This is a genomic window from Sphingobacterium sp. SG20118, assembly GCF_044740685.1.
Classification (GTDB): Bacteria; Bacteroidota; Bacteroidia; order Sphingobacteriales; family Sphingobacteriaceae; genus Sphingobacterium.
Genome location: NZ_CP172826.1, coordinates 3954699 through 3979469, shown reverse-complemented (window position 1 = coordinate 3979469; position 24771 = coordinate 3954699). Strand labels below are relative to the sequence as shown.

Genomic DNA, 24771 nt, shown 5'->3' with positions numbered 1-24771 from the left:
GATGGTTATTGGAAAATAAAGCAGTAGCGGCGTTGTCCATTACATTTGTCCTAAAAATAAGAAAACTCCTGAAGCGGGGAGCGACAGGAGTTTTACTAACCAATTATAAACCTAAATTATGAACTGATATAACGGGGCATCGGAGACAATTGTTACAACATAGAATCACCTTGACAATAAAATGACAATCTAACAATTACTTGAGATAACCTTTTTGATGTTTTAACCATTTGATGTATAGAGGATATTTCGTCTACCGGAATGTCATGAAACTTTTAAAACATTGGATACTTGAGTACTATCTATAGTATTAAAGTTTGATAAAGACATAAAAGAGGCTGTTTTTTGTGAGCCATCAGGATATCGGCGATTTCAAACACCGGCTTACAAAATTCGAGTGGATGACACCATTAGTATGCATATGTTTTAAGCTGAATGCATTTCCTATATATAAAAAAAGCAGATGCTGGTAAAACCAACATCCGCTTTTTATTATTTATCTGGGTCCAGATTAGTGACCTTGAGTACCATCTACACCATGAGAGTGACCGTGAGATAACTCTTCCTCAGTTGCAGGACGTACATTTAAGATTTCAATTTCGAAATGTAATGATTTACCAGCCATTGGGTGGTTTAAGTCAGCAATTACAACCTCAGGAGATACTTCCATTACAACTGCACGGAATTGGTTTCCATCGTTATCTTGTAATGGGATAACTTCACCAACTGGAGGTAAGCCAGTTTCTTTGAACATATCTGCTGGCAATTGAGCAACAGCACGCTCGTCTTTTTCACCGTATGCGTCTTCTGCAGATAATTCAAAAGCAGTAGTATCACCAACATTTAAGCCAGCGATGTTTTCTTCAAATTTAGGAAGCATCATGCCTACACCATATAAGAAGTCTAAAGGATTTTCAGTTGTTGTTTCTTCTACGAATACTTTCTCGCCGTTTTCGATTGTGTGAAGTTTGTAAGTTAACGCTACTACGTCATTAGTTACTATTGCCATTTGTTTTGATTTTTGGGATTTTCCCCGTTATTATTCTATTATTTTTATAAGTTCTGCAATCGTATTTTGTGGCAGACTGCATGTTTTATTTCTACAAAGGTATGCTTTTGAATTTAAACCTTTCCTATTTAATAATAATGGTAGACTGCTTGTTGTCCCACCTAATACGATTTTATTTGGAATGTAATGTTGATCTAGTTCTTTCCGATATGCTAATGCATCTTCACCAGTGATTGCAATCTCGTTACATCCATATAATTCTTCTAACAATAATATTGCCCAATTTGAATAGGCAGAGCCATATGTCTTGATTTGTGGGAATACATTGGCAAATATTTGTTCTGATATTGCTGTATAGCCTTCATTATCAATTAGTAGTCCTATTTTTTTTAATTGACGGCATATTGTCGAGGTAGATGACGGAATGACATTATCCATGACTTCACTTTTACGCGCGATTAATTTCTCGGCATTGGATGCACTATAAAAGAAGGTTTTTTCATTCTTATCATAAAACAACTCAATCGCCTTATCGATCAATCCTTTAGCTTTCATTAACCACTTTTCTTCAAATGTAGCTTCGTACAATGCTGTAAATGCCGCTATGGTAAAAGCATAATCATCAAGAAACCCAGGGATACTGCGATTGGTATCTTGAGGTTGGTGAAGCATACTGAAGTCAGCTGCAATCAGTTCATTATTTATAAATTCGGCATTCTGTAAAGCTAAATCTAAATATTCTTGTCGGTCAAATACGCGGTACGCATCGGTTAAACCATTTAAAAGCAATGCATTCCACGTTGCCAATTGCTTATGGTCAAGTCCTGGATGTACACGTTTTTTCCGGTAATCAAATAATTTTTTCTTTATATCTCGTAAATAATTTTCCCATTCCTCAGCGGTATAACCTGCTTCTTGCGCCAGTTTATCAGCTTCCATGTCGCTAATCAAGATATTGGTATGTTCTTCTTCCCAATTGCCCTGTTCCGTGATATTGTAGTACGAAATGAACAGATCTGCATCAGCACCTAATACCGCTTTGATTTCTGTGAGGCTGAATGCGTAGAATTTACCTTCTACACCCTCACTATCGGCATCTAAGGCAGAATAGAAGCCTTTGTTAGGAGCCAACATTTCGTTCTTTGCCCAAGTGATTGTTTCTTCTACAACGCGTTTATACAGCGGATTTGGATTTTGTTGATATGCTTCTGCATAGAGTGAAATGAGCTGCCCATTGTCGTACAGCATTTTTTCAAAATGGGGGATATGCCATTCGCTATCGACTGAATAACGAGCAAAACCTCCACCAATATGGTCATAAATACCACCAGAAGCTATTTTTTGTAAGGTGAAGTGAACGTGATCTAGCGTTTCACTATCGTTAGCCAATACCGCATAACGTAACAGAAATGCCCAATTGTTTGGAAGGGGAAATTTTGGACTTCGATGATATCCGCCGTCGTTTGCATCGAATAGTTCTTTCCAAGGTTTAATGATCTCTTCTAAATCTCCTGTGGTATACTGTTCAGGTATCGGGTTTATCGGCAATCGTTCACTTTGTTGAATACCTTTTGTCAATTTGTCAGCATATTCCAACGCTACAGCAGGTTGTTCCTCCCACATTCGCGCAATTTGAATCAAAATATTCTGCCAATCATGCGATTTGAAGTAAGTGCCACCATAAATGGGTCTCCCATCGGGCAAACAGATACAGTTTAATGGCCAACCTCCAGCATTCGTCATGAGTTGTACAGCAGTCATATATACTTGGTCGATATCTGGACGTTCTTCTCGATCAATTTTAATGGGGACGTAAAACTTATTCATCGTCTGAGCGATGACATCATTTTCAAAGCTTTCACGTTCCATGACGTGGCACCAGTGACATGCAGAATAACCAATACTGATGATGATCAGTTTATTTTCTTCTCGAGCTTTCTTTAGCGCTTCTTCACCCCATGGCATCCAATGCACAGGGTTGTGTGCATGTTGCTTCAGATACGGTGAATTTTCAAATTGCAGTTGATTTGCCATATCCGAAGGTACAAAAATGAATTATACTATGGTATTTAAAAGCGATGTCGTATTGGAGCTTAAGCTGTTAAAATCAATACCATCATCGAGTACCAAATGTACAACCTGTGATGTTGATAAGGGGATTGACTCATTACTGACGTATTCGATGAAGTCAGATAATCCAGGATTGTGCCCAAATATAAAAAGGGTATTGATATGAGGAGGAACTTGGTTTATTAATTTTAGGATATCCAAATAACTGGCTTCATAGAGTTTATTTTCTTGGATTAAGGCAATCTGTGGGTATTTAATCGCCTTGATAAATATTTCAGCAGTTTGATAAGCTCTTTCGGCTGAAGATGTAATGCAGAGTGTTGTTGAATCGGCTTGCATTTGTAATGCGAGGTGATTGGAAACGCGTTGTGCTCTTTCTATGCCTTTGTCTATTAAGATACGGTCAAAATCTCTTTTAGAGAATGACTGTTCAGCTTTGGCATGACGGACGATGTAAAGATTTTTAGCCATAATATGAATTTATCTATATAAATATACTAAATCGGCTTATAATTGTTTAGAATTGGGAAAGATTAATATTAATTTAATCGTGCTTGGTGATAGTTATTACTTCTTGTACTGGTTGATTAATCGTGTTGTAAAAGTTTTTACAAATATGTTTTAATGGATTGAAGTAGGTTCGAGTAAGAAAATTATATTTGTCTGGATATATATATTAAATAAGAACTAGGTTAAAAATTGCGTTCCTATCTTGTTTATTTTACAATGATTTAGGTTCGTTTTCAATTATTAAATGTGAAAGTAATGAAGGTATTGTTTGATTATCAGATTTTTGTGGCTCAAAAGGTTGGGGGAATTTCTCGATATTTTGTTGAATGGAATAGATAAAGTGGATGATATGTCTTATAAGCTAGATGTATATAGTAATTCAAATTTTTATTTATCAGAAAAGCATGTTAGAACTTTTAATTTTATTGAAAAAATCAAGAAATATCATCGTAAGTCTAATAAATCAATAAAAAAGAATCAACTCGTAACTTTAGACAGTCTTGAAGACTCTTCCATTGATTTATTTCACCCTACATATTATGACCCTTACTTTATTCATAACCTTAAGAAACCACTTGTTGTTACGATTCATGATATGATATATGAGAATTATCCAGATATTTTTTCACCTGATTCTCCAATTGCTTACTATAAGCGTTTATATATTGAGAAAGCTAATAAAATAATTGCAGTTTAACATCAGACTAAAAATGATATTCTGAAATACTATAAGTTGAATGAAGATAAGATTGATGTCGTTTATCACGGAATTGATGTAAAGCAACCTATAATTTATGAAGATATTCAGAATCTCCCAGAATCTTATATTTTATACGTAGGTAACCGATATGGGTACAAGAACTTTTCATTGCTGATAGCAGCATTTTCACTATTATCTAAGGAATATCCAGAACTTAAACTTATTTTGGCAGGAGGCAATTTGGAAATTGCAGAACAAGAATTATTGTATAGGAACCATATTAGAGAAAAAGTTATACAAATAGCTGCAACTGACGAACAATTAAATCTATTATATAGAAAAACTTTGTTTTTTATTTATCCATCCCTTTATGAAGGATTTGGTATACCTATTTTAGAGGCTTTCAAAAATGGTTGTCCTGTATTATTAAGTGATGCCAGTTGCTTTCCTGAAATTGCTGGAAATGCTGCTGCTTATTTTGAAGCTCTGTCATTAGATTCTTTAATAAGTGAAATGAAAAAACTGTTAGAATCTACAAACAAGAGAAAAAATCTGATAGAAAAAGGGAATGAACAATTAACTTTTTATTCAATGGAATCTTGCGTCTCAAACACAATTGAAACTTATAAAAGATTATTTTAAAAACTAAATGTGTTTATTGAAATTTCTTAACACCCAGTGCTTTAAGAATTTTGAAACCTTTCGAAGATTGAATTTTTTTCAATTTGTTTACTGCCTCAATCGTTTTGTTGAAATCATCCAGTATAAAAGAAAAATTTTCTTTTAGAAAGCGTTCACGTTCCGCATTGATTTTGTTGTAATTTTCAGGTCTGGCCGTTATACCAGTAAGATCAAAATTAGTTATGATTTCGTTGATATGTTTTGTACTTACATTTTCTTTGACAATTACCTTAGTGAAAAATGCCCAATCGGCAACTATAGGGTAAGATGTGTCGTAGAAGCCATATTTTGTAAATAATTCCTTTTTTATGAATGAGCACGGATGGCCAATTGTATCATTGATGAACTGTCTTAAAGTTAATTCTCTTGGGTAATGTTGTACTTTTGAACTATCTTTTCCCTCATATATTAATGATCCATAAATAATTTCTTCTCCTTGCAGTTGTGGTAAAATATTATTGATTACTTCAGAGTTATTAAGGTAATCACCACTATTCAAGAATAATAGATATTCACCATTTGCTATTCGAATACCTTTATTCATTGCGTCATAAATACCGCTATCATTTTCAGAAACCTTAATATTGATAAAGGTAGCGTCATTTATTAAATCTATACTTCCATCTGTTGAATCACCATCAATAACTAGATATTCAAAGTTTTTATTTGATTGATTATCGATTGATTTTAATGTTTTTTTCAAGCCTTCTTTATTGTTTAGATTTATTGTTATAATAGATAGCTTAATATTTTGATTTTCCATTCTATTTTTGTCCGATTATAAGGTTCCTATATTTTTCTGTAAATGTCTTTTCATTAAACGCTAATTTCACTAAATTTTGGACATTTAATGAATATTTTTTAAGCAGTTCCCTGTTGTTATTGATGAAAACTAGCTTTTCGACAAAGTCATTTTTAATTTTTAATTCATCTTGAGAATTTTCAATGAGAATTCCTGTGTCTTTATTTTCGCTGATGTATGTTGGTATTTCGCCTACAGCTGTGGATATGGGTACTGCTCCTCGTGCCATTGCTTCTAATAGCACCATTGGAAAGCCCTCAAAAATTGATGTAATTGCAATCATGTGTGCTTTTTCATAGTAAGTGTTTAGCACGAATACATTTGTTATTTTTCCAGTGATTGTTACATTTTTTTCTACCTGGTTGTTTTTTTCTTCAAAGTCTCCAATCATAATAAATTTTATTGGTAATTGAAGTTTGTAACATTCCTTAGTTATTTCAATAAACAATTCGGATCTTTTTTCTTCCGAATTTCGAGCAACAAAAAGAACAATGACTTCATCTGAAAAATTCTTTTGAAATATTTTATTGGGTAGTGTTGTCTTGTTTGGAATAACTTTAATTCTGTTGGTATAATCAATATTAATTTGATTATCGATATAAAACTTGATTTGCTTTTGACGTTGGTTTTCACCTAAAACGATTCGAGTATTGATTTCTTCTATATGTTTTAACGAATAATTATCCATTGAATTCGTATACTCGCCTAAAAATGTATGTACTAAATCAATTACATTAACATCTTTATGTAAGAATGGAAGTAAATCGTAAAAAAAGCGGGAGTTGCAACCGAAAATGGTGACATTCGGTATTTGATTGATTTTTTTTGCAATAATTTTAACGATTCTTTTTTTATACTTTTCCTGCCATCCCCATTTATAAAGTTCAATCAATTTAGAATACTTTTCGAATTCTTGTAGTAGATCTGAGTCTTTAGATTGTTCAGTAATAAAACATGTTATATTTTGTTCTGATACACTATGCATTATATCTAAGTGTACCCGTTCTGCCCCACCTGTATTATAATGAGGAAAAAAAAATATGATATTACTATTGATTTTTGCTACATTATATCTAATCTGAAGATATCTTAATTTCATTTTAATGTTTAACTTCCATTTTTCTATTTTTTTCATTTATTATTAGTCTATACATTTTATAAAAATAGTTGTGCAATTATAAATTTAGGTATATTATAGAAATAAATGAGATATACTTACATTTGTTAGTAGATATTTTAGAATATTGTGTTAAAAATGGTTTTTCTTGATGGATAGTAAAGTAAGCGTTATAGTACCATGTTTCAACAATTCTAAGACAATTGTTGAAACACTTGATTCTGTATTTAATCAGAAATATAATAATATAGAACTTATAATTGTAAATGATGGCTCTATCGATGATTCTGAATTAGTTATTTTAGAATATAAAAAAGGATTTAAGGATTTAATCTACGTTAAACAGGAAAATGGTGGGCCTTCTTCCGCAAGAAATAAAGGTGCTACTTTAGCAACCGGAGAATTTGTTGTTTTTCTCGATGGTGATGACAGAATTCATCAGGATTATATTTCATTATGTGTTAATGAGTTTTTGAATCAACCTGCGCTGAATTTGGTGTATTCTAATTCTGAATTTTTTGAAGCAGCGACAGGTGCCTATGTCTTACTTGATTATGACCCAATAACAATAATGATATACAATTGTATACCTATAGTATCTATGATTCGTTTATCATCATTTAATGAAATAGGTCAATTTGACGAAAGTATGAGAATAGCTGAAGATTGGGAAATGTGGATTCGCTATACTCGTAAATTTCCAAAGGTAAAAAAAATAAATCAGTCTCTATTCTTTTATAGGAAGAGGTTCAGCAAGGATTCTATTTCAGATATTAATACTTTAGATAAAACAATTGATGAGGCCCATTTATATATTTATCAGAAACATTATAGTATTTATAAAGAAATGGGCTGGAATATAATCGATTTGCTAGCAAGTAGACGTGAATATTTAAAGTTTAAAAACAAATACTATAATGAATGGTTCCGTAAAATTTTTTATTGGGTACGAAGAATAGATAGATAATTGACTATCTTAACGATTATCGTCGTTACTAATTTGTAGTATGGTAATTTCAAATTAATCTTCCCAGAAATATTTTTTAGTTTTTCCAGAAATCCTATTTTGTAAATTTTTAAAAGCTAATTTCCATTTTATTGCTTTAATATTTTTCAGAGCATTGTTTTTGTTCTCTAAATTCGCATTTTCATGTTTTAAAGTTTTAATTATCTCCTTATCGCTATTTTGGGAGTTTAAAAGACAGTTTTCACTTATGTAATTTAGTCGATCTTTAATTTTATTGCCAATATGCTGTGGTGATAAAAGATTTTGAATATCCTTTTTAGCTTTATGTCCTATTCTAATTCTTTCACTTGGATTATCAGCGAGATTTCTCATCACTAAACTAGCTTCATTAACATTTGCATCAGCCCATTGACAATTAAGATTTGAATAGAAGTAATTGTGACTGGTAGGAATTAAATCGTAAGAAATTAAATAGCTGTTTTCATTATTCATAAATTCAACATTTGCAGAATATCCCGTTGCAATAACAGGTTTACCAAAATACATTGCTTCTGCCATTGTTAAACCAAAACCTTCAGACCGATGTAAAGATACATATACATCGCAATTATTAATGAGGGCATTGAGCTCTTCCCTCGGTAATGTTTTTTCAATCAAAACTATACTCTTGTTATTTTTAATATAATTTGCTAATTCAATTTTTTCTTTTGCAAATCTTTCACCAACAGATGTTTTAATAATCAAAATAGCCTCTTGCGAATTTTTTCCAAAGGCTTTTTCATATGCATCAATTGTTGCATATGGATTTTTTCGAGCTATGGTACTGTGATAGTCAAATATTGTCAGGTATATTAATCTATCTTCAGGTAGATTCAAGTGTTCGCGATTGATATTATTTTGAGGAATTTCGATAGAGTGCATAAAACGCAAAACGGGTTTGGAAGAAACTTGTGATATTGCATTTACACAAAAATTACTTGGAACCCAAATCTCATCCATAAGATCTATGTATTTCTGAAAATCTGTTGGAAAATGTTCCAATTCCCATGCCCAAAATGCAATATTATATTTTCCATTTAAATAGGAGCTCCCAAAAGAATTAATTACTTTATCAAAATTGTCAAAATTAATTTGAATGAGATTAATTTTGTTGGGGTTTTCTTTTGAAATGTCAACGTTGGATGTGTTTTCTTCCAATATATCAGATGCAATTTCATCTGTAAAATCATTAATTACAAAAGGGACATTAGCGGCGGTTAATGCTCGTATATTGCTTCTAACACCTTCACCCAATCCGAATTGTTTATTTATATATCCTAAAATATTTACTCCATTGTTATCTGACATAAAGACCTGTTGTTTATTAGCGTTATTTAATAAGTTAATTAAGCTTATTGATTATCTTATTAAATGTATTATTACCAAAAATAATGAAAAATCTTCCTAATATGGGGTGGTGATTGATTAATTCTCTATTTATCATTTTATAATAATTTAATATTTGATCTAAAATAGCTGATTTGTCATTTTTGTTTGTCCAAAGCTGTAAATTTTTATACGTTAAACGAGCCTTACGAACCCGTCTTTTTAATGAAGATAGGCTTTTGTCTGTTTTAGAGAACCTAGATGTTATTTTCTTTTCCGAATTCGCCTCTATTGGATATGAGATACTTCCAACTTGCTGACCTTGATGTAATCTATAAAAAAATAGCTTTTCAGGAATCAATTTAAATACTCCATAAATACTTGCAATTAAAGCTATCCATTCGTCATGATGTATATTGGTGGCATTAGGAAATGGGGTGCATAATTGTAAAAAATCTTTTCTAATTGCCATAGAAGCTCCAGTTGCTATATTACCGCAATATGCGATGGAGTGAAAATAATCGATTTTTTCATTACTTTTTTGCAAAATTGTTGGAGTATCCCAAATAGTTAACACTTCAAGTGTTTTATTATTTTCATTTATAACATATCCGTTTGAACATAGGACGTTAATTTTGGAGTTATCTTCAAAATAATTAACATAATGCTCAACTTTTTCATTTAGCCATACATCATCTTGATCACATAAAAAAATTAAATCACCTGTACAACGTGATAATGCATTTTGAAAATTTTTTATGCTACCTATATTTTCTTTATTTTTATAAATTACTATTTTAACGGGGTCTAGGATATGATAAGCTTGTAAAATAGCCCATGTCCCATCAGAAGAATTGTCGTCGCAAATAATAATTTCATCGATTGATAATGATTGTTTTAAAATTGAATCGATTTGGGCTCTTAAATATAATTCGCCATTAAATGTACATAATGCAACGGATAGTTTCATGAGAGTTTTTTTATAAATAACGATTTGTTATTCGATTTATATAAGTTTTTTCCGAGAGATTAAACACTTGGGTCACCCAATTATCTAAAGTATATTTATGATAGATTTCATCTGGAATCGGTACATACGGAGAGGATACGAAGTCCACACTTAGATTACTATGCTCATCATTGAGCACCAAGATGTTTTCAGGTCTATAGAAGTCATAATGTACTATACTAGGGTTATTGGTAATCATTTTCTTTTCCAATGCCATAGCTTCGAAAACCCGAAAGCTTAAACCCGTTTGATCTTGTCTCATGAGGTCTAGAATAACACGCGTGTTATGATAAGCATCCAAAACCTGGGTATGGGATATTGGTTTTCTATGAAACTCACAAGATGTATGTTTTGACTTTGGAAAAAAGAATTGGCGGAGCTGTTCTTTCCATACTTTTTTTCCAACAGTTACGATTTTAAATTTGAAATTTAGTTGCTGAAATCGATTAACGAGATCTTTCAAAATGATTTTTCGATTTTTATCGTAGGATGTTATGTAAAAAATATCCAGCTCAGGTACATTTTTATGATGATGAAAATCTACTAAATAATTGTAATTCGTTAACTTTTCAAAGCCATATTTTTTCACATCCTCATCCTCAAAAGAATAGACTTTATCAAATAAATGGAGTTTATCTTGAACTGGAAATCGGTCGAGGTTATCGTAAAGGTAGGCTATCAGATGACCGGTATGCTGTTTGATATATTGAATCGTTTCATACGCTAGGGTATGTGGATTCATGATTAATATTTGATCCTGATGTCCTAAAGATTCTAAAGAATCGCGAACATATTTTTGACGGTTTATATGTTTTAAATTCTTTCCTAGGAATATTTTACTGCATGTATTGGAAATTCTTTCAAAAATATTGGCATAACTATAATTCCCAATATTGATATGAGAGGCTGAGATATCTTTTTTTAATAATTCGTCAATAATATAATGATCATAATGCCAGAAATCAAAACTTACAACGCAGATTTTCATATTTGTTCTTTTCGCTTCAAAGATACATAAGTTTCGTGCACGCTCAAACTTTGTAAATAAGAAAGATCCAAGCCGTGTTTTCCATCCAGTATACCTAATTTGATGATGTATGCCTTGAAAAATCTGAAACTTGTTTTCCCAAAATGCGTGAGTATATTGTATCTTTTATGGTTTGAATAGAGTTCTTGTCCTTTTAAAACGCCATAGTGAATCATTTTGTCTTTGTAAGACTTATAATCAGAGAAGGAATAATGAAGTAGCTTATGCTTTAAAATACCGGTAGTACCATTGACATTTAAAGTTTCATGCACTTTTTTAAGGATGCAGAATTTCGCTTTGGACTTTTTGAAAAGTCTAAAATTTTTGTCGTTCTGAGTTCCAGAAAACCTTATTTTTTTATTACAAAAGAAAAATGTTCTGTAGACATAATAGGCGTCTAGGGCCCTTGGGTTATTTATTGTTTCCTTAATCTCATTCTGTAACGGTTTCGTCAATCTTTCATCTGCATCTAAAAATAATATCCAATCATGTTTGGCGTAAGAAATGGCTATATTTCTTTGCTTTGTAAAATCCTCAAATCTGTGTTGATATACGCGAACTTTACTATTTTGCCTTGCTATATTAATCGTATTGTCCTTACTGAAAGAGTCTACAATAATGATTTCATCTGCAAAATCTAGGCAGGAGATTACATCTTGGATATTTTTCTCTTCATTATAAGTTATGACTAATGCACTTATCTTTTGATCCACTGTAGTTCGGTTATAATTTATAAAACTATGAATACACCATCTTCTAAATAATTGAAGAACATGTTAATATCTTATTGATAGAAATTTTATTAAATCTTCCAGCTTTGCATGATGAAGCGGTCATGACTATTAGTACCCTTCTTCAAACTTTGCATGGACGATTTATTATCTTTTATATGATAACGAGGAATGTCTTCTTTATGTTACAATAGAAATGTTAATTTATGTAAAATGATTATTCACTGAAATTTGATACTTTTGTGCCATTCATGACTTCTAATTCAAAAAATATGCCTAAAGCTAAGCTTTCAGTGTTTCTGATTACTTTTAACGAAGAGAAAAATGTCGGAAAAACCCTAGAAAAATTAACCTGGTGTGATGAAATCATTGTCGTAGATTCATTTAGTACAGACCGAACTGTAGAAATTGCAGAACAGTTTGGCGCTAAAGTGATACAGATGAATTTCGAAGGTTTTGGAAGGCAAAAACAAGCTGCTTTAGATGCATGCCAATATCCATGGAAATTGTCCATTGATGCGGATGAGGTATTAGATGATAAACTGATTGCAAGCATCCAACAGGTCCTAGAAAGTGATCAGGAGTATCAGGCATATTATATAAAAAGAAGACAGGTTTTCATGGGTAAAATATTCAGATATGGTGATGAGTCAGGAAGAAAGATTTTACGTTTAGTATCTGATGGCGCTCGATTTACAACAGATGCTGTCCATGAAGTATTGCAGACTGAAGGTAAAATAGGTGTCCTCGAGGGCTATATGCTACATGATAGCTATGCTTCATATCATGCCTATGTTAATACCATGAATAGCTATACGACCCTTAACGTGGAGAAAGCATTAAAAAAAGGAAAGAATTATTCTTTTTTACAGGTTTTACTTAAACCGAAGTTTCAATTTTTTAGAAAATACTTTCTGAACCTCAATTTTTTAAATGGTATTGAAGGATATTATTGGAGTAAGCTTTCGGCTTATTATGTTTTCTTGAAATGTTTAAAAGTGAAAGAGGCCTATCATAAAAGGAAACACGGCTAATTTCCCTTTAAAATATAATTTTCTAAGCTCTCATAAATTTTCTTCTTATCAAAAGATTGATGTACGAATTGGCGACCAGCAACACCCATTTTATGGCGAAGTTCTACATGTTGTAAATCTTTAACTTTTTCCACAATTTGTGGAATATTGTTCAATTCTGTTAGGAAACCTGAGATGTTATTCAAGACTAATTCAGGCGCACTACTGTTATTAAAAGCAATCACAGGTTTTTCTGCTAGTGAAGCTTCTGCTAATACATAGCCAAATCCCTCCCATAATGAAGGTAAAATGAAGATATCTAGGTCTATTAAAAAGCTCTTTGGAGAATCTGTGAATCCTAAAAAGTGAACATGCTTATCTGTACCTTTTTCATGGCTGTAGGCTTTCAGCTCCGTCTCTAATTCACCTTTACCTGTGATATAAATCTGATGGTTGATATCCTGCCGTAAAAGTTCTACTGATAAGTCAATCAGCAATTTTTGGTTCTTTTCAGGAGATAGTCTAGCGAGGGTACCTATTATGAGTTCATCTGATTGCCTATTTGGGACAATTTTTTGATAGGTTGATTGGTCAAATGCCTCTATGTCTATCGGGTTATAAATGATCTTAATCTTTTCTTCTGGAAATAATTGCAGGTTATTGACTAAGATCGTTTTTTTTGTAGCTAACGAATTTGCTAATACATCCGTTATATAATTTCCAAAAATACGCTGGTTTAAAAATGTATTTTTAATGGGAATAGCCGATCCTCTACGGTATATGATACGGGAAACCTTTGCTATATGTGCAGCATAAGCAGCAATCTTCAAGTCCTTTGGATTGTTGATCAACAGTGTTTCGAGTTTTAACTCTTTAAACTTGGCAATTAATGAATAGCGTTTTACAGGATTCAAAAAACTAAAATTTGTTAAATTGACCACTACAAAAGTAATCGTAGGATAATCAAGTAACTTTGTTCTTAATTTGCTGTCCTGATCGCCAAAAAAATAAACATCATGCCCCAGTTTAGCAAAATGAATAGCTGCTTCAAAGTGCCACTTTTCACCACCACCCCAAGTTTTTATAGAGTTAAAAAATCCTATTTTCATTACCTAAATTTTTATAAAGATTTATCCATTGCTCAGCCAATAAACCATCATTGAATCGTTGTGCATATTCCAAGCCCTTTTCACGCATTTCTTGCTGTTTTTCCGTGGAATTTAGAATGGTATCTACCGCTTCGCCCAACTGATTAATATCATTGGGGTCGACATAGCAGGAGAAGGGGCCACCAGCTTCCGGAAAAACACCTGATTTCGATGTAATCACTGGAGTTCCACTATACAATGCTTCAATAATCGGTATGCCAAATCCTTCAAAAATGGATGGATAAACGAAAATTGTAGCAAGGCTATAAAGTACGGATAATTCCTGCATACTTAAGCCTTGTAAAAAAATCACCCGATCTTCCATTTGATGTTGCGTAACATAGGCTTGGATTTCCTTTGAATAAGACGTTTGTTTGCCAACAATGACCAAGGAAATATCCTTATCAACGATTGCTTTGACTATAGATAGCGCATTTTTTCGAGGTTCGATGGTCCCTACATTTAAGATAAATTCTTTCGGTAACCCCAGTTTGCTAATTAAATCTTGCTTTTCCTGTTCCGTGTTAACCGTTTTAAATGATTCATGACATCCTTGATAGATGACTTTAATCTTACGCTCTGGGATATGAAAGAACGCGATGATGTCTTGCTTTGTCTGCTCACTTATTGCTACGATTTGATCGGCATGATCGCAGGCATATTTGAATTTTTTATGGTAAAGGGTACGATCTATTTTTTTATAAAGTTCGGGGTAACGAATGAAAATTAAATCATGGATGGTCACGACCGATCTAATTGAAGTGTTTTTCAATCCCCTTGGAATTTCACCAGAAAGGCCGTGGTAGATATCAACCTTGTCCAGCTCAAGATCATTCACAATACGGCTTGAACGCCAATGGCTAGATAAGATGTTGTTTATAAAACCAGTAGGTTGCTTAACGATGTCACTCGGAACCAAATTATTATAATGGGATTTTCCAAGTTTTGGTGTATACAATAAATAGGTCTGTTCAGGATAATACGTACGGAGGATACGAATCAGATCACGACTGTAATTTCCTAAGCCGGTCTGATTATGAAAGAAACGTTTTGCATCAAATCCTATTTTCAACATCTTTATTATACTATAAAACTTAAAAGGGCAGCTGCTGTTTCCTCTTTTAAATAATCTGTTTGATTTTGTTAATAATCATTTCTGGAGTGACCAGATCAATCGCTTCTATGCCATCACAATTACAAGCCTTGTTGCCATAAATTGAGTTAGGTCTATTTGGATGCGCTACTTGGATGCAATCATCTAAAGATTGTCCGTGCCCCAGAAAACCTGCAAACGGGTGTGTGGCCCCCCAGATAGACACGCAACGGACACCCATTAATGAGGCCATATGCATACCCGATGAGTCCATACTAATCATTAAGTCCAAGTTAGCAATTAGCGCTAATTCTTCTTTAAGCGTGAAACGACCGATGGTGTTGTGTACATTAGGATATAGCGCTTGCCATTTTTGCGCTTGATCTTGTTCCGTTTTACCTCCACCGAATATAAATATATCAACGTTTTCTTGTGATAGATTAGCAATAACCTCCTGCATTTTTGCAAGAGGAAACACTTTATATGGATGTTGGGCAAAAGGTGCAATCCCAATCTTTTTACTTCCATCATCTGAAAATAAAGCATGTGCTAAATTGGGTAATGGCAATTTTTTAGGTTCCAGTTTATGCTGTAAAACGAATTGAAAACCTAATTGACGAAAGACATCTGCATAGCGTTCAACAGTTGGTTTCAACGGAGTTAAAACTTTGTTTTTCAACCGCGTTAACATCTTTTTTTCTGCTCGACCTTTATCCAGCTGTTTCACTTGTAGGCCAGAGCGTTTTAATAGAAAGGCTAAGATGCGTGATCTCAGATTAAAATGTAAATCTGCTAGTGCGTCAGCCCCTTCTAAAGCTAATTCTTTTTTTAGAGCCAATATTCCCTTCAGGCCCTTATGTTTATCTTTAGGATAAAAGGCATGGAATTGCACATTGGGAATGTTCTCAAAAAAAGCTTTAAATAGCGGACGGCTTACCATAATAATTGATACCGAAGGAAATTGTTTTACAAATTCCTTCAATACAGAAGCCACCATGGCAACATCTCCCATGGCAGAAAAACGAGTAACAATTATTTTAGAAGGTAAAGCCATTATTTTCCAGCCTGATATAAAACCGGATTTAAACTCGGGTCGTTATACATTTTCATCTGCTTGTATACTTTCATGAATTTCTTGCCTGCTTGAATATCCGATAACAATTCATCAATACTTTGTGATAGATCGATACGCTGCTCCAATAAGATGTTCAATTTGATTTGACAAGCGTCGATATGAGTTTGTTCTACATCTTCACGTTTTGTCTCTTGCTCCATATGGTAGATCTTTAAGGCTAAAATAGACAAACGATCAATCGCCCAAGCTGGACTTTCGGTATTGATTTTAGCCTCTTCCTTTGGAGTAACTTCTTGAAATTTCAATAGATAATAACTATCTATATATTCCACGGTATCTGTGCGGTGTTGGTTAGATTCATCAATTCTCCTTTTCCAATATAAAGCTACTTTGGGATCTATCTGTGGATTTCTGATGACATCTTCCATATGCCATTGGACGGTATCAATCCAACATTTCATATACAACAAATGTTCTAGTGATGACGATTCAAATGGATTTTGAATGACCTGGTCAATTTCGTTTTCAACATGGTAATCTGCGATTGCACGTTGAAAAATAGTGTTAGCTAATGCACTTATCATAGTGCAAACTTAGATAAATTTGTTTTATTTACAATCTTAATTGCGTCATTAATAAAACTAATTTATTTGTTAGAATCTGTTTTTATAAGATCCGCAGGATTGCTTCGCTGTTATCGCGCGCTCCGCTGCTATCCAGAATTATTTTATATCCAGAATATCAGTATAAAAGATATTGAACCTATTTTAAGAGATTCAAAAGTAAACTCGGGTATAATCCCAGTAGAATGACCAAGATACTTAATGCAACAGCAATAAATAGCAGTAATCCGTTGAATTTGGATAGCGTAATATGCGTTGGAGTCTCTCTTAAGAATGCTTGTAATGGAATTTTGAAGTAAAAGAATAACGAAATTACGGAGGTTAAAGCACCTACGATAAGTAAAAGTAACAAGGAAACTTCCTGTGCGGTTTGATACTGTTCGAAAACTTTAGAAAAAACAAGCAGTTTCCCGATAAATCCTGCAGTAGGAGGGAGGCCAATCAAGGAAATCAACAAGATAGAGAAGCTCACGAAGATGATAGGGTACCTTTTACCCAAACCTTTATAAGACGTGATATTAGTTGTTCCAAGTGATTGCTCCAATTGATCTATAAATAGGAAAACCGCAATGTTCATCAGCGCATAAATGGCGAGATAGAACAGCATGACATTATGATCCTCTGGGGTATAGACAAGCGATACCATCAATAATATACCCGTATGCCCTATAGATGAATAAGCCATCATCCTTTTGACATCTCCTTGCTTTAATGCTGCTAAATTTCCAATAAGCATCGTGGCAATTGCAATGATGATGATAACGGTAGTCAAGAATTCTGAATAGTAGAACGGACTAGCAGTCCAGCTTGCCAATAGACGAGATAAAAGTATGAGCGCACCTATTTTTGGCACCGTTGATAGATATGCTGTGATCGGCGTTGGTGCACCTTGATAAACATCAGGACTCCAGACATGAAATGGAGCAAAGCTCAACTTAAATCCGATACCAGTAAGTAAAAAGAGAAATGCAATACTCGTCATGATTTTAGGAGCTTCAATGAGTCCTTGAATATGTTGTGCAGAATCGAAATTCAAGTTTCCCGTGAAACCGTAGATCAGCGATAATCCATACAACATAACTGCTGCACAGACAGAACCAAAAAGTACATATTTCATGGCTGCCTCAGCTTCAAACTTCGTTTTGGAAAAATAACCTACCATCACGTAAGAGCTGATCGATACCGTTTCGATAGCGATAAATAGCAACAACCAATTGCTACTTAAGGTCAATAAGTATAACCCTAACGTTGCTGTTATTAAAACAGCATATAGATCTGCAATGGGACGTTTTTGCTCGGTAAATCGCTGCTGAATGAAAATAACGATCAACAGGGTGGATAGCGATATGATGCCCCGAGATAGGATAGACAACTTATCGATTTTTATCATGTCAAAAAATCCAGACTGCCCCATCCCGAAATGCAGTTGCCCAAATAGAAAATATAAGCTGAATAGCAGTCCCACTATGGTAACCGCAAATGAACTATGTTTCCATATTTTATCTACAAATAAGCTACAAACAATACTGCACACAAAAGCAACCATAAGGGCAAGTTCCGGCTTAAACAAGGGAAGGCTTGCTATGATATGGTTTAAGATTGACGAAATTGAAGAAGCAAATGCTGACATTTTATTAGTTATACTGTTGAATAAAAACAACCAAATTTACAACCGAAGCATTCATTTGATCAAATACTATAAAAGGGCATATTCCCAAGATCAGCGCTAGGGCTAATGTTGGAAATAATATAAGCTGTTCTCGTGCTGTTAAATCCACTAGTGCGGTATGCCATCCTTCACCTCCTTTTAATCGGGTTTTCCCAAAAAACATCCGTTGTAATGTCCACAGTAGATAAACCGCACTCATCAGGATTCCAATAGATCCAGCAATGGCCATCCATCGTGGAAGGCCCGTACCTAAACTTGCCGAATTGAAAGTACCGATAATGACAAATGCTTCCGCTATAAATGCTGAAAAACCAGGTAAACCTAGAGAAGCAAAGAAAGCAATCGCAACATAAGCAGTGTATTTAGGCATGATATTCGCCAATCCTCTAAAATGTGGGATATAACGATCATGTACACGGTCATAAATAACCCCTACTAAAAAGAATAAAGCAGCAGATAGAAAACCATGGCTGATCATTTGAAACATCGCTCCAGAAATACCCTCTGCCGTAATGGATGCTAAACCTAATAATACGAAACCCATATGCGAAACAGATGAGTAAGCAATCATGCGCTTTAAATCTTTTTGTGCTAAAGCGTTAAATGCACCATATAAAATGGACACAACACCAATTAACCCCAGCCACCAATTACTAGCTGCAGCGGCATCAGGAAAGATACTGAAACAAACGCGAATGATGCCGTAGCCACCAATTTTTAAAAGAATACCCGCAAGGATAATCGATACAGGTGTCGGAGCCTCAACGTGGGCATCAGGAAGCCAAGTATGCAACGGCACAATTGGAACTTTAATCGCAAAAGCAAAGAAAAGTACAATAAAGCCAATCAAACGTGCTGATATCCCAAAAATCTCCTGATAACCATCGATTGCAAAAATAGAACCTGCTACAAAGTTGTCTGGATTCATCATATGAATCATGTTAAAGGTATGGGCACCCGTTATCGGATTAATGACGGAGAAATAGAGTCCTACGATAACCAAAAGCATAAAAACAGAACCTAGCAACGTATAGATGAAAAATTTCATTGCCGCATATTCTCTTCGCTCTCCTCCCCAAATTCCTATCAAGAAATATAAAGGAAGTAACATCACTTCGTAGAATAAGTAAAATAAGAAAAAATCTAGCGCACAAAATATACCGATGACTGCCATATTCAATAGCATAAGCAAAGCAAAGTAACCCTTTACACTTTTCTTCATATTCCAAGATGCGCCTATGGCCATTAACATGACAAACGTACTTAAAACCAATAAAGGCATGGAAATACCATCGACACCAAGTAAATAATCGATCTCCAGTTTACCAACAGCGCCCAAGTCAAGGCGAATCCATGACAATTGTTCAACCAATTGATAGCCTTCAAGCGTATTGATACCCGTCGCAGAGGGATCAAAGGAAAAGTAGGCCATTCCTGCTAACACAAATTGTATGGTCGTTAAGGCAAGGGCAATGTATTTATAAGAATCTTTGAAGCGAGTAGGAAGAGCCAGGATGAGGGCTGTTGCTACAAGCGGTAAAAAGATCAATAAGGATAGTGTAGGCATTTCTAACGTAATAAAAGATAAATTAAACCAACTATAACAAGTAGGAATACAGAATATAAATAGGTCTGTAGCTTTCCGTTTTGGGCTGATCGCGCAAAATTTCCTAATATAAGCGCGATTTTACCAACAGCATTAACAAGACCATCAACAATATTTTTATCCACCCAGTGACTGAAGTGAGCCAAATGCTGTATGAATCTTGTGAAAATATGGATAAAACCATCAACGATGTTTCTATCCAACCAGTAAGAGAGTTTACTTAAATGCAGTACACCACTTACAATAACTTTTTCATTGAATTGATTGAGATATCCTTGATTTAAGGATAAACGATTAGCAAAACTATGTGCATTCAAAGGATACAGTCCTTGGACATACCATCTCCACGCAACAATCCATGCGGATAATGCGCCAATAGTTAAGACCAATGGAATCACCAAATGAGCCGTGTGATTAGCTTCGTAAGGGTAGTCGACCAATAATCCATCCATCACCCAAGAATCATGATAGGAGATTGGGTTAATGGAAAATAGGGGGAAGAAACAACATATCCCTAAAAAATACATCGGCCATAACATCAGTTTTGGAGATTCCCCTAAAGATGTAAGAGATCCAACAAGATGTTTAATGCGTAATGTTCCGAAGAATGCTTTGAAAATAAGACGACCAATGTAAAATGACGTCAAAATACTGACGATAATAAGTGCAATTGGGACTATTTGAAAAATAGGCCCATGGGTAGAAGCCCATTCGAAAGCTGAAATAATAATACTGTCTTTCGATAAATATCCTGAAGTTAATGGAAAGCCTGCCAGCGCTAATGAAGCGATAACCATCAAAATACACGTTTGCGGCATATATTGACGCAGTCCCCCCATATTTCTTAAATCCTGCGGATCAAAATCAGCCTGACTATGTGCTTTTAGGTGCGACATTTCATGAATTACAGCTCCGGCACATAAAAATAGTAAACACTTAAAAAAAGCATGTGTCAATAAATGGAACATTGCAGCATCCCAAGTCCCAATACCAATACCCACCATCATATAACCCAATTGTGAAATGGTAGAAAAGGCTAGTATTTTTTTGATATCATACTGTGCTAAAGCAAAATATGCAGCAGTAATAGCGGTTATACTGCCGATTATAGTTATCATCAAGAGTACTGTTTCATTGAACAGCGGGAATAAAGTACTCATTAAAAATACACCAGCAGCAACCATGGTCGCTGCATGTATTAATGAAGAAACCGAAGTAGGACCCTCCATCGCGTCGGGTAACCATACGTGTAATGGAAATTGTGCCGATTTAGCCATGGCGCCAAGGAAAAATGAGATTCCAGCGATGGTCAGCCAGCTGGCGTCCATACTATTGTGTGGTGATACCCATAGACCATATTCAACGGTTGTAAGATCGATTAAGCCCCCAGTTTCAAATAAACTGACCAGATTTAAAGTACCAAACTGGGAATAGACAATAGCGATACCAATCAAGAAACCCAGATCACCAATGCGGTTGACTAGGAATGCTTTTTTATTGGCTTGCACAGCAGATTCTTTCGTGAACCAAAATCCTATCAATAGATAAGAAGCAAATCCTACAAGTTCCCAAAAGATATACATGAGGAGTAAGTTGTTCATGATGACAAGTCCGAGCATCGCAAAACAAAATAGACTCAGATACATCCAATAGCGATGTATTCCTGCATCACCCTGCATGTACGATTTCGAGTAAATATGGACCGGAACAGCAATGGTAGATACCAGAAATAACATGAGCGAAGTCAAGTTATTCAATATTATACCCACCGTAAATGTACTTTGCCCTATTGTAAACCACTCAATTTCGGATGTTAATGGAGCATTATTCCATACCTTGAGGAAGGTAAGTAAACTGCAGATAAAACTGACTCCGATAGCGATCGTAGCCACAAGACCTGTGGAATCTTTTTTACCTATAATTGCTTGATATAAAAATGCCAATAAAGGCATTGCTACAGTAAACAGTGCAGTACTAAGAGGCGATATGTCAAATATAATGTTCAATGCTAATCTTTTAATTCACGAATTTCATCCGGATTAATGCTTTTGTAGTGTCGGTATACGTTAAGAATGATCGCTAAACCTACTGCTACAGCAGCAGCAGCGAGTACAATAGCGAACAAAGCGAATATCTGGCCTCCGTAGTTGACACTGTCATACTTTCCGAATGCAACGAAATTGAGAATAGCTGCATTGATCATTAATTCAATACCAACTAAAATCATAATGGCATTTTTCTTCGACAATACCGCATAAAGTCCGATACAGAAGATACAGGCAGAAACAACTAAGAAGTGTGTTAGTGTAATCATTTTTGTAAATCCTTTCGTGATAGATGCGATGCACCAATTAAGGCCATCATTAAGAAAATAGAAATTACTTCAAATGGGAGCACATACTGTGTCATAAACTTAAGACCCAATTGGTGTATATTATTGTCAGTGCTTTTGATGACCGTATCGTTTTGGATAGCGGCGGTTACCCATGCTGGAGTTGACTGCTGCCATTCGACGATGCCCAATAGCATGATACCTAAAAAAGCAATGATAAGAGGCGCTACTTTCCAAGTGGGTAAGGAGAAAAATGAACCTGTTGTTTGTTGCAAATCTTGCAGCAGCTCCTTATTTGAAAGCATAAAGGCAAATAGCAACAAGATTAAAACCCCACCAACGTAAACCATGATTTGGGTTATGGCCACAAAATCTGCTAAAGCAAATAAATAGAGTCCAGCCATGGCAAATAAGACGACGAAAAATAGGAATAGCGCGCGCGCTAAATTTTTCAAGCTGACGACCAATAAGGCAGACCCTACGGCCAATACTGCGAATGAATAGAATAAAAAGAGTTCTAATGTCATTATTTTGATTTGGCTGCCTCCTTTTCAGCTTGAAATTTTGTCCAGTCAGATTTTCGTTCCGCAATTTGCTCTTCGGTCATATCCGAAAAGCCATATATTAAATCTGTTAATTTTGTGGTGCTGCGGTCATACTGATCGGTCATCGTAATGCATTCTGTAGGACATACAACCGTACATAATCCACAATACATACATTTTGCCATATCAATTTCAAACTTTGCAGCATATAATCTTTTTACGCTTCCATCAGAAGTTTTACCGATAACCTCAGGAGATTTAATGGCTTCAATCGCAATACAATCTACTGGACAAGCTTTTGCACATAAATCGCAAACGATGCAATCATCAATTTCTACATCGAGTTGATAACGTGCCACCTCTGGAATGGGCATTTTAACTTTTGGATATTGAACAGTGGCAATACCATCCTGTTTATCAAAATAATTATCCTTCGTAATATCCAATTCTTGACGTGATTTCCGGGCGCCAAACATATGCTTAACCGTCAAAGAAAGACCTTTGGAAGCAGTTTTTAAAGCGTGGAAAACAGTTTTGAATATCATATTGAGCTAAATAAATTAAACAACTACTAAAATTCTCCAAATTGCGGAAATGGCCATACACAAGAATGCTAGTGGTGTTAACACCTTCCAGCATAGATTCATCAATTGATCTGCTCGTAAACGGGGCAATGTCCAACGTATCCACATTTGGATGCCGACTAAAATGAGGGATTTTGAAAAAGTCCAAAATATTCCCCAAGCAAATCCTGTCGTCCAATCGGCCAATTTAACAACCCCAATATTGGGTAGGGGAGTATTCCAAGCACCTAAAAATAAGACAACACCCAGCATAGAGACTAAGAACATCATCGCGTATTCTGCAAGAAACAAAAACGCAAACTGTATTCCTCCATATTCCGTATGGAAACCACCTACTAACTCAGATTCTGCTTCCGGAATATCAAAAGGAGCACGATTACACTCCGCCAACGTGGCAATGAAAAAGATGAGGTAGGTAACGATCATATGGGGTGCCTGAAAGATATTCCAAGCGAATATGCCTCCAATATGATTGACGGACCAGAATCCTAGAAATTTGACTTCCTCTGTCGCATGTATACCTTGATTTGTAGCGATATCATTCAGATTCAGTGTCTGTGTCAACATCACAGCAGCGATCAAAGACAAGCCAACAGGGATTTCGTAGGAAACCATTTGTGCAATGGCACGCATGGAAACCAAGTAAAGAGAATTTATTATTGGAACCCCAACCGGCCATTAATATACCAATAGCATCGATGGAGACAACGGCCATAATTAAAAATAAACCCGTATGTGTGTTGACCGGAATAAAATCTTGAGACCAAGGGACTACAGAAAAACCCGTAAATACAGCTACGAAAATAACAATTGGGGCTATTCGAAACAAAATGCTATCGGCCAAAAGAGGCGTGATTAATTCCTTCTGCAAAAGCTTTAAAATATCAGCAATCGTCTGGAGAGAGCCATATTTTCCGGTTTCCATAGGACCTAATCTATCCTGAACGAATCCAGCGATTTTTCGTTCTGCGTATACCGCAAATAACGTAAAAACCGCTATAAACATGAATATAGCGACAGGAACAAGGATATGGATGAATAAATCTAACAAATTTTATTTGTAATGATTATTAATAAGTGATTTCTAGTAGGCAA

23 protein-coding genes and 1 pseudogene are annotated in these 24771 nt (G+C 34.8%); 4 read left to right on the top strand and 20 right to left on the bottom strand.

The genetic code is table 11. From position 1 onward, the window contains the following. Nucleotides 1-511 precede the first annotated feature (511 nt). From ACFX5U_RS18335 to ACFX5U_RS18325, 3 genes are read right to left on the bottom strand one after another with little or no spacing between them, the layout of a single operon-like run. Nucleotides 512-1009: a peptidylprolyl isomerase gene (locus tag ACFX5U_RS18335; RefSeq protein ID WP_038700857.1), complete on the bottom strand. Its 498-nt coding sequence runs from the start codon at nt 1007-1009 to the stop codon at nt 512-514. A gap of 30 nt (nt 1010-1039) precedes the next feature. After that, a complete protein-coding gene (locus tag ACFX5U_RS18330; RefSeq protein WP_400261678.1) occupies nt 1040-3043 on the bottom strand; it encodes a thioredoxin domain-containing protein in 2004 nt (667 codons plus the stop codon). 21 nt (nt 3044-3064) lie between these two features. After that, nucleotides 3065-3550, bottom strand: a complete 486-nt coding sequence (locus tag ACFX5U_RS18325; protein ID WP_400261677.1) for a SixA phosphatase family protein — start codon at nt 3548-3550, stop codon at nt 3065-3067. 337 nt (nt 3551-3887) lie between these two features. On the opposite strand from ACFX5U_RS18325, the gene ACFX5U_RS18320 reads away from it, so the two are divergent. Together ACFX5U_RS18320 and ACFX5U_RS18315 are read left to right on the top strand one after the other, a co-directional pair. Continuing rightward, nucleotides 3888-4286, top strand: coding sequence for a hypothetical protein (locus ACFX5U_RS18320; RefSeq protein ID WP_400261676.1), 399 nt, complete (start codon nt 3888-3890; stop codon nt 4284-4286). 36 nt (nt 4287-4322) lie between these two features. Beyond that, on the top strand, nt 4323-4931 hold the full coding sequence (locus ACFX5U_RS18315; protein WP_400261675.1) for a glycosyltransferase family 4 protein: 609 nt from the start codon (nt 4323-4325) through the stop codon (nt 4929-4931). Nucleotides 4932-4944: 13 nt separating this feature from the next. Here the strand turns inward: ACFX5U_RS18315 and ACFX5U_RS18310 are convergent, their stop codons facing one another. Both ACFX5U_RS18310 and ACFX5U_RS18305 read right to left on the bottom strand, forming a co-directional pair. Then, nucleotides 4945-5733, bottom strand: coding sequence for a glycosyltransferase family 2 protein (locus ACFX5U_RS18310; protein WP_400261674.1), 789 nt, complete (start codon nt 5731-5733; stop codon nt 4945-4947). Between the two features lies 1 nt (nt 5734). Next, the gene (locus ACFX5U_RS18305) at nt 5735-6907 is read right to left on the bottom strand and encodes a glycosyltransferase family 4 protein (protein ID WP_400261673.1); all 1173 of its coding nucleotides are present in this window, start codon (nt 6905-6907) and stop codon (nt 5735-5737) included. A gap of 133 nt (nt 6908-7040) precedes the next feature. On the opposite strand from ACFX5U_RS18305, the gene ACFX5U_RS18300 reads away from it, so the two are divergent. Then, a complete protein-coding gene (locus ACFX5U_RS18300; protein ID WP_400261672.1) occupies nt 7041-7856 on the top strand; it encodes a glycosyltransferase in 816 nt (271 codons plus the stop codon). A 54-nt stretch (nt 7857-7910) separates the two neighbouring features. On the opposite strand, the gene ACFX5U_RS18295 is transcribed toward ACFX5U_RS18300, so the two are convergent. From ACFX5U_RS18295 to ACFX5U_RS18280, 4 genes are read right to left on the bottom strand one after another with little or no spacing between them, the layout of a single operon-like run. Further along, nucleotides 7911-9203, bottom strand: a complete 1293-nt coding sequence (locus tag ACFX5U_RS18295) for a glycosyltransferase (protein ID WP_400261671.1) — start codon at nt 9201-9203, stop codon at nt 7911-7913. Nucleotides 9204-9237: 34 nt separating this feature from the next. Further along, a complete protein-coding gene (locus ACFX5U_RS18290) occupies nt 9238-10191 on the bottom strand; it encodes a glycosyltransferase family 2 protein (RefSeq protein ID WP_400261670.1) in 954 nt (317 codons plus the stop codon). Nucleotides 10192-10201: 10 nt separating this feature from the next. After that, the gene (locus ACFX5U_RS18285) at nt 10202-11218 is read right to left on the bottom strand and encodes a hypothetical protein (protein WP_400261669.1); all 1017 of its coding nucleotides are present in this window, start codon (nt 11216-11218) and stop codon (nt 10202-10204) included. Continuing rightward, on the bottom strand, nt 11215-11970 hold the full coding sequence (locus ACFX5U_RS18280) for a glycosyltransferase family 2 protein (protein WP_400261668.1): 756 nt from the start codon (nt 11968-11970) through the stop codon (nt 11215-11217). Before ACFX5U_RS18280 ends, ACFX5U_RS18285 begins: the two co-directional genes overlap by 4 nt. A 290-nt stretch (nt 11971-12260) precedes the next feature. Here ACFX5U_RS18280 and ACFX5U_RS18275 point away from each other — a divergent pair, with 290 nt between their 5' ends. After that, the gene (locus tag ACFX5U_RS18275; RefSeq protein ID WP_400261667.1) at nt 12261-13022 is read left to right on the top strand and encodes a glycosyltransferase family 2 protein; all 762 of its coding nucleotides are present in this window, start codon (nt 12261-12263) and stop codon (nt 13020-13022) included. On the opposite strand, the gene ACFX5U_RS18270 is transcribed toward ACFX5U_RS18275, so the two are convergent. The 11 genes and pseudogenes from ACFX5U_RS18270 to ACFX5U_RS18220 all read right to left on the bottom strand — a co-directional run bounded on the left by ACFX5U_RS18270 (nt 13019) and on the right by ACFX5U_RS18220 (nt 24682). Continuing rightward, nucleotides 13019-14110: a glycosyltransferase gene (locus ACFX5U_RS18270; RefSeq protein ID WP_400261666.1), complete on the bottom strand. Its 1092-nt coding sequence runs from the start codon at nt 14108-14110 to the stop codon at nt 13019-13021. The genes ACFX5U_RS18275 and ACFX5U_RS18270 overlap by 4 nt on opposite strands. Continuing rightward, entirely contained in the window at nt 14091-15224 is a 1134-nt protein-coding gene (locus ACFX5U_RS18265) for a glycosyltransferase family 4 protein (RefSeq protein WP_400261665.1), read from the bottom strand. The genes ACFX5U_RS18270 and ACFX5U_RS18265 overlap by 20 nt, the downstream gene beginning before the upstream one ends. Before the next feature lie 46 nt (nt 15225-15270). Beyond that, the gene (locus ACFX5U_RS18260; RefSeq protein ID WP_400261664.1) at nt 15271-16296 is read right to left on the bottom strand and encodes a glycosyltransferase family 9 protein; all 1026 of its coding nucleotides are present in this window, start codon (nt 16294-16296) and stop codon (nt 15271-15273) included. Then, nucleotides 16296-16901, bottom strand: a complete 606-nt coding sequence (locus tag ACFX5U_RS18255; RefSeq protein WP_280565539.1) for a DUF4254 domain-containing protein — start codon at nt 16899-16901, stop codon at nt 16296-16298. The genes ACFX5U_RS18260 and ACFX5U_RS18255 overlap by 1 nt, the downstream gene beginning before the upstream one ends. A gap of 178 nt (nt 16902-17079) precedes the next feature. Continuing rightward, the gene (locus ACFX5U_RS18250) at nt 17080-18570 is read right to left on the bottom strand and encodes an NADH-quinone oxidoreductase subunit N (protein ID WP_400261663.1); all 1491 of its coding nucleotides are present in this window, start codon (nt 18568-18570) and stop codon (nt 17080-17082) included. Between the two features lie 4 nt (nt 18571-18574). Then, complete coding sequence (locus ACFX5U_RS18245; protein WP_400261662.1) at nt 18575-20176, bottom strand: NuoM family protein; 1602 nt, start codon at nt 20174-20176, stop codon at nt 18575-18577. Between the two features lie 2 nt (nt 20177-20178). Beyond that, complete coding sequence (gene nuoL / locus ACFX5U_RS18240) at nt 20179-22221, bottom strand: NADH-quinone oxidoreductase subunit L (protein WP_400261661.1); 2043 nt, start codon at nt 22219-22221, stop codon at nt 20179-20181. 2 nt (nt 22222-22223) lie between these two features. Further along, complete coding sequence (gene nuoK / locus ACFX5U_RS18235; protein WP_038700833.1) at nt 22224-22529, bottom strand: NADH-quinone oxidoreductase subunit NuoK; 306 nt, start codon at nt 22527-22529, stop codon at nt 22224-22226. Then, nucleotides 22526-23074, bottom strand: a complete 549-nt coding sequence (locus tag ACFX5U_RS18230) for an NADH-quinone oxidoreductase subunit J (protein WP_280565543.1) — start codon at nt 23072-23074, stop codon at nt 22526-22528. Before ACFX5U_RS18230 ends, nuoK begins: the two co-directional genes overlap by 4 nt. Next, complete coding sequence (locus ACFX5U_RS18225) at nt 23074-23637, bottom strand: 4Fe-4S binding protein (protein ID WP_280565545.1); 564 nt, start codon at nt 23635-23637, stop codon at nt 23074-23076. Before ACFX5U_RS18225 ends, ACFX5U_RS18230 begins: the two co-directional genes overlap by 1 nt. A gap of 15 nt (nt 23638-23652) precedes the next feature. Beyond that, nucleotides 23653-24682, bottom strand: a pseudogene (locus tag ACFX5U_RS18220) (NADH-quinone oxidoreductase subunit H). Between the last annotated feature and the right edge of the window lie 89 nt (nt 24683-24771).

Bases quoted from the DNA above. Each gene is read 5' to 3' on its own strand.
- ACFX5U_RS18335 (WP_038700857.1), bottom strand. From the start codon at position 1,009: ATGGCAATAGTAACTAATGACGTAGTAGCGTTAACTTACAAACTTCAC.
- ACFX5U_RS18330 (WP_400261678.1), bottom strand. From the start codon at position 3,043: ATGGCAAATCAACTGCAATTTGAAAATTCACCGTATCTGAAGCAACAT.
- ACFX5U_RS18325 (WP_400261677.1), bottom strand. From the start codon at position 3,550: ATGGCTAAAAATCTTTACATCGTCCGTCATGCCAAAGCTGAACAGTCA.
- ACFX5U_RS18310 (WP_400261674.1), bottom strand. From the start codon at position 5,733: ATGGAAAATCAAAATATTAAGCTATCTATTATAACAATAAATCTAAAC.
- ACFX5U_RS18305 (WP_400261673.1), bottom strand. From the start codon at position 6,907: ATGAAAAAAATAGAAAAATGGAAGTTAAACATTAAAATGAAATTAAGA.
- ACFX5U_RS18300 (WP_400261672.1), top strand. From the start codon at position 7,041: ATGGATAGTAAAGTAAGCGTTATAGTACCATGTTTCAACAATTCTAAG.
- ACFX5U_RS18295 (WP_400261671.1), bottom strand. From the start codon at position 9,203: ATGTCAGATAACAATGGAGTAAATATTTTAGGATATATAAATAAACAA.
- ACFX5U_RS18290 (WP_400261670.1), bottom strand. From the start codon at position 10,191: ATGAAACTATCCGTTGCATTATGTACATTTAATGGCGAATTATATTTA.
- ACFX5U_RS18285 (WP_400261669.1), bottom strand. From the start codon at position 11,218: ATGAAAATCTGCGTTGTAAGTTTTGATTTCTGGCATTATGATCATTAT.
- ACFX5U_RS18275 (WP_400261667.1), top strand. From the start codon at position 12,261: ATGCCTAAAGCTAAGCTTTCAGTGTTTCTGATTACTTTTAACGAAGAG.
- ACFX5U_RS18270 (WP_400261666.1), bottom strand. From the start codon at position 14,110: ATGAAAATAGGATTTTTTAACTCTATAAAAACTTGGGGTGGTGGTGAA.
- ACFX5U_RS18265 (WP_400261665.1), bottom strand. From the start codon at position 15,224: ATGTTGAAAATAGGATTTGATGCAAAACGTTTCTTTCATAATCAGACC.
- ACFX5U_RS18260 (WP_400261664.1), bottom strand. From the start codon at position 16,296: ATGGCTTTACCTTCTAAAATAATTGTTACTCGTTTTTCTGCCATGGGA.
- ACFX5U_RS18255 (WP_280565539.1), bottom strand. From the start codon at position 16,901: ATGATAAGTGCATTAGCTAACACTATTTTTCAACGTGCAATCGCAGAT.
- ACFX5U_RS18250 (WP_400261663.1), bottom strand. From the start codon at position 18,570: ATGTCAGCATTTGCTTCTTCAATTTCGTCAATCTTAAACCATATCATA.
- ACFX5U_RS18245 (WP_400261662.1), bottom strand. From the start codon at position 20,176: ATGCCTACACTATCCTTATTGATCTTTTTACCGCTTGTAGCAACAGCC.
- nuoK (WP_038700833.1), bottom strand. From the start codon at position 22,529: ATGATTACACTAACACACTTCTTAGTTGTTTCTGCCTGTATCTTCTGT.
- ACFX5U_RS18230 (WP_280565543.1), bottom strand. From the start codon at position 23,074: ATGACATTAGAACTCTTTTTATTCTATTCATTCGCAGTATTGGCCGTA.
- ACFX5U_RS18225 (WP_280565545.1), bottom strand. From the start codon at position 23,637: ATGATATTCAAAACTGTTTTCCACGCTTTAAAAACTGCTTCCAAAGGT.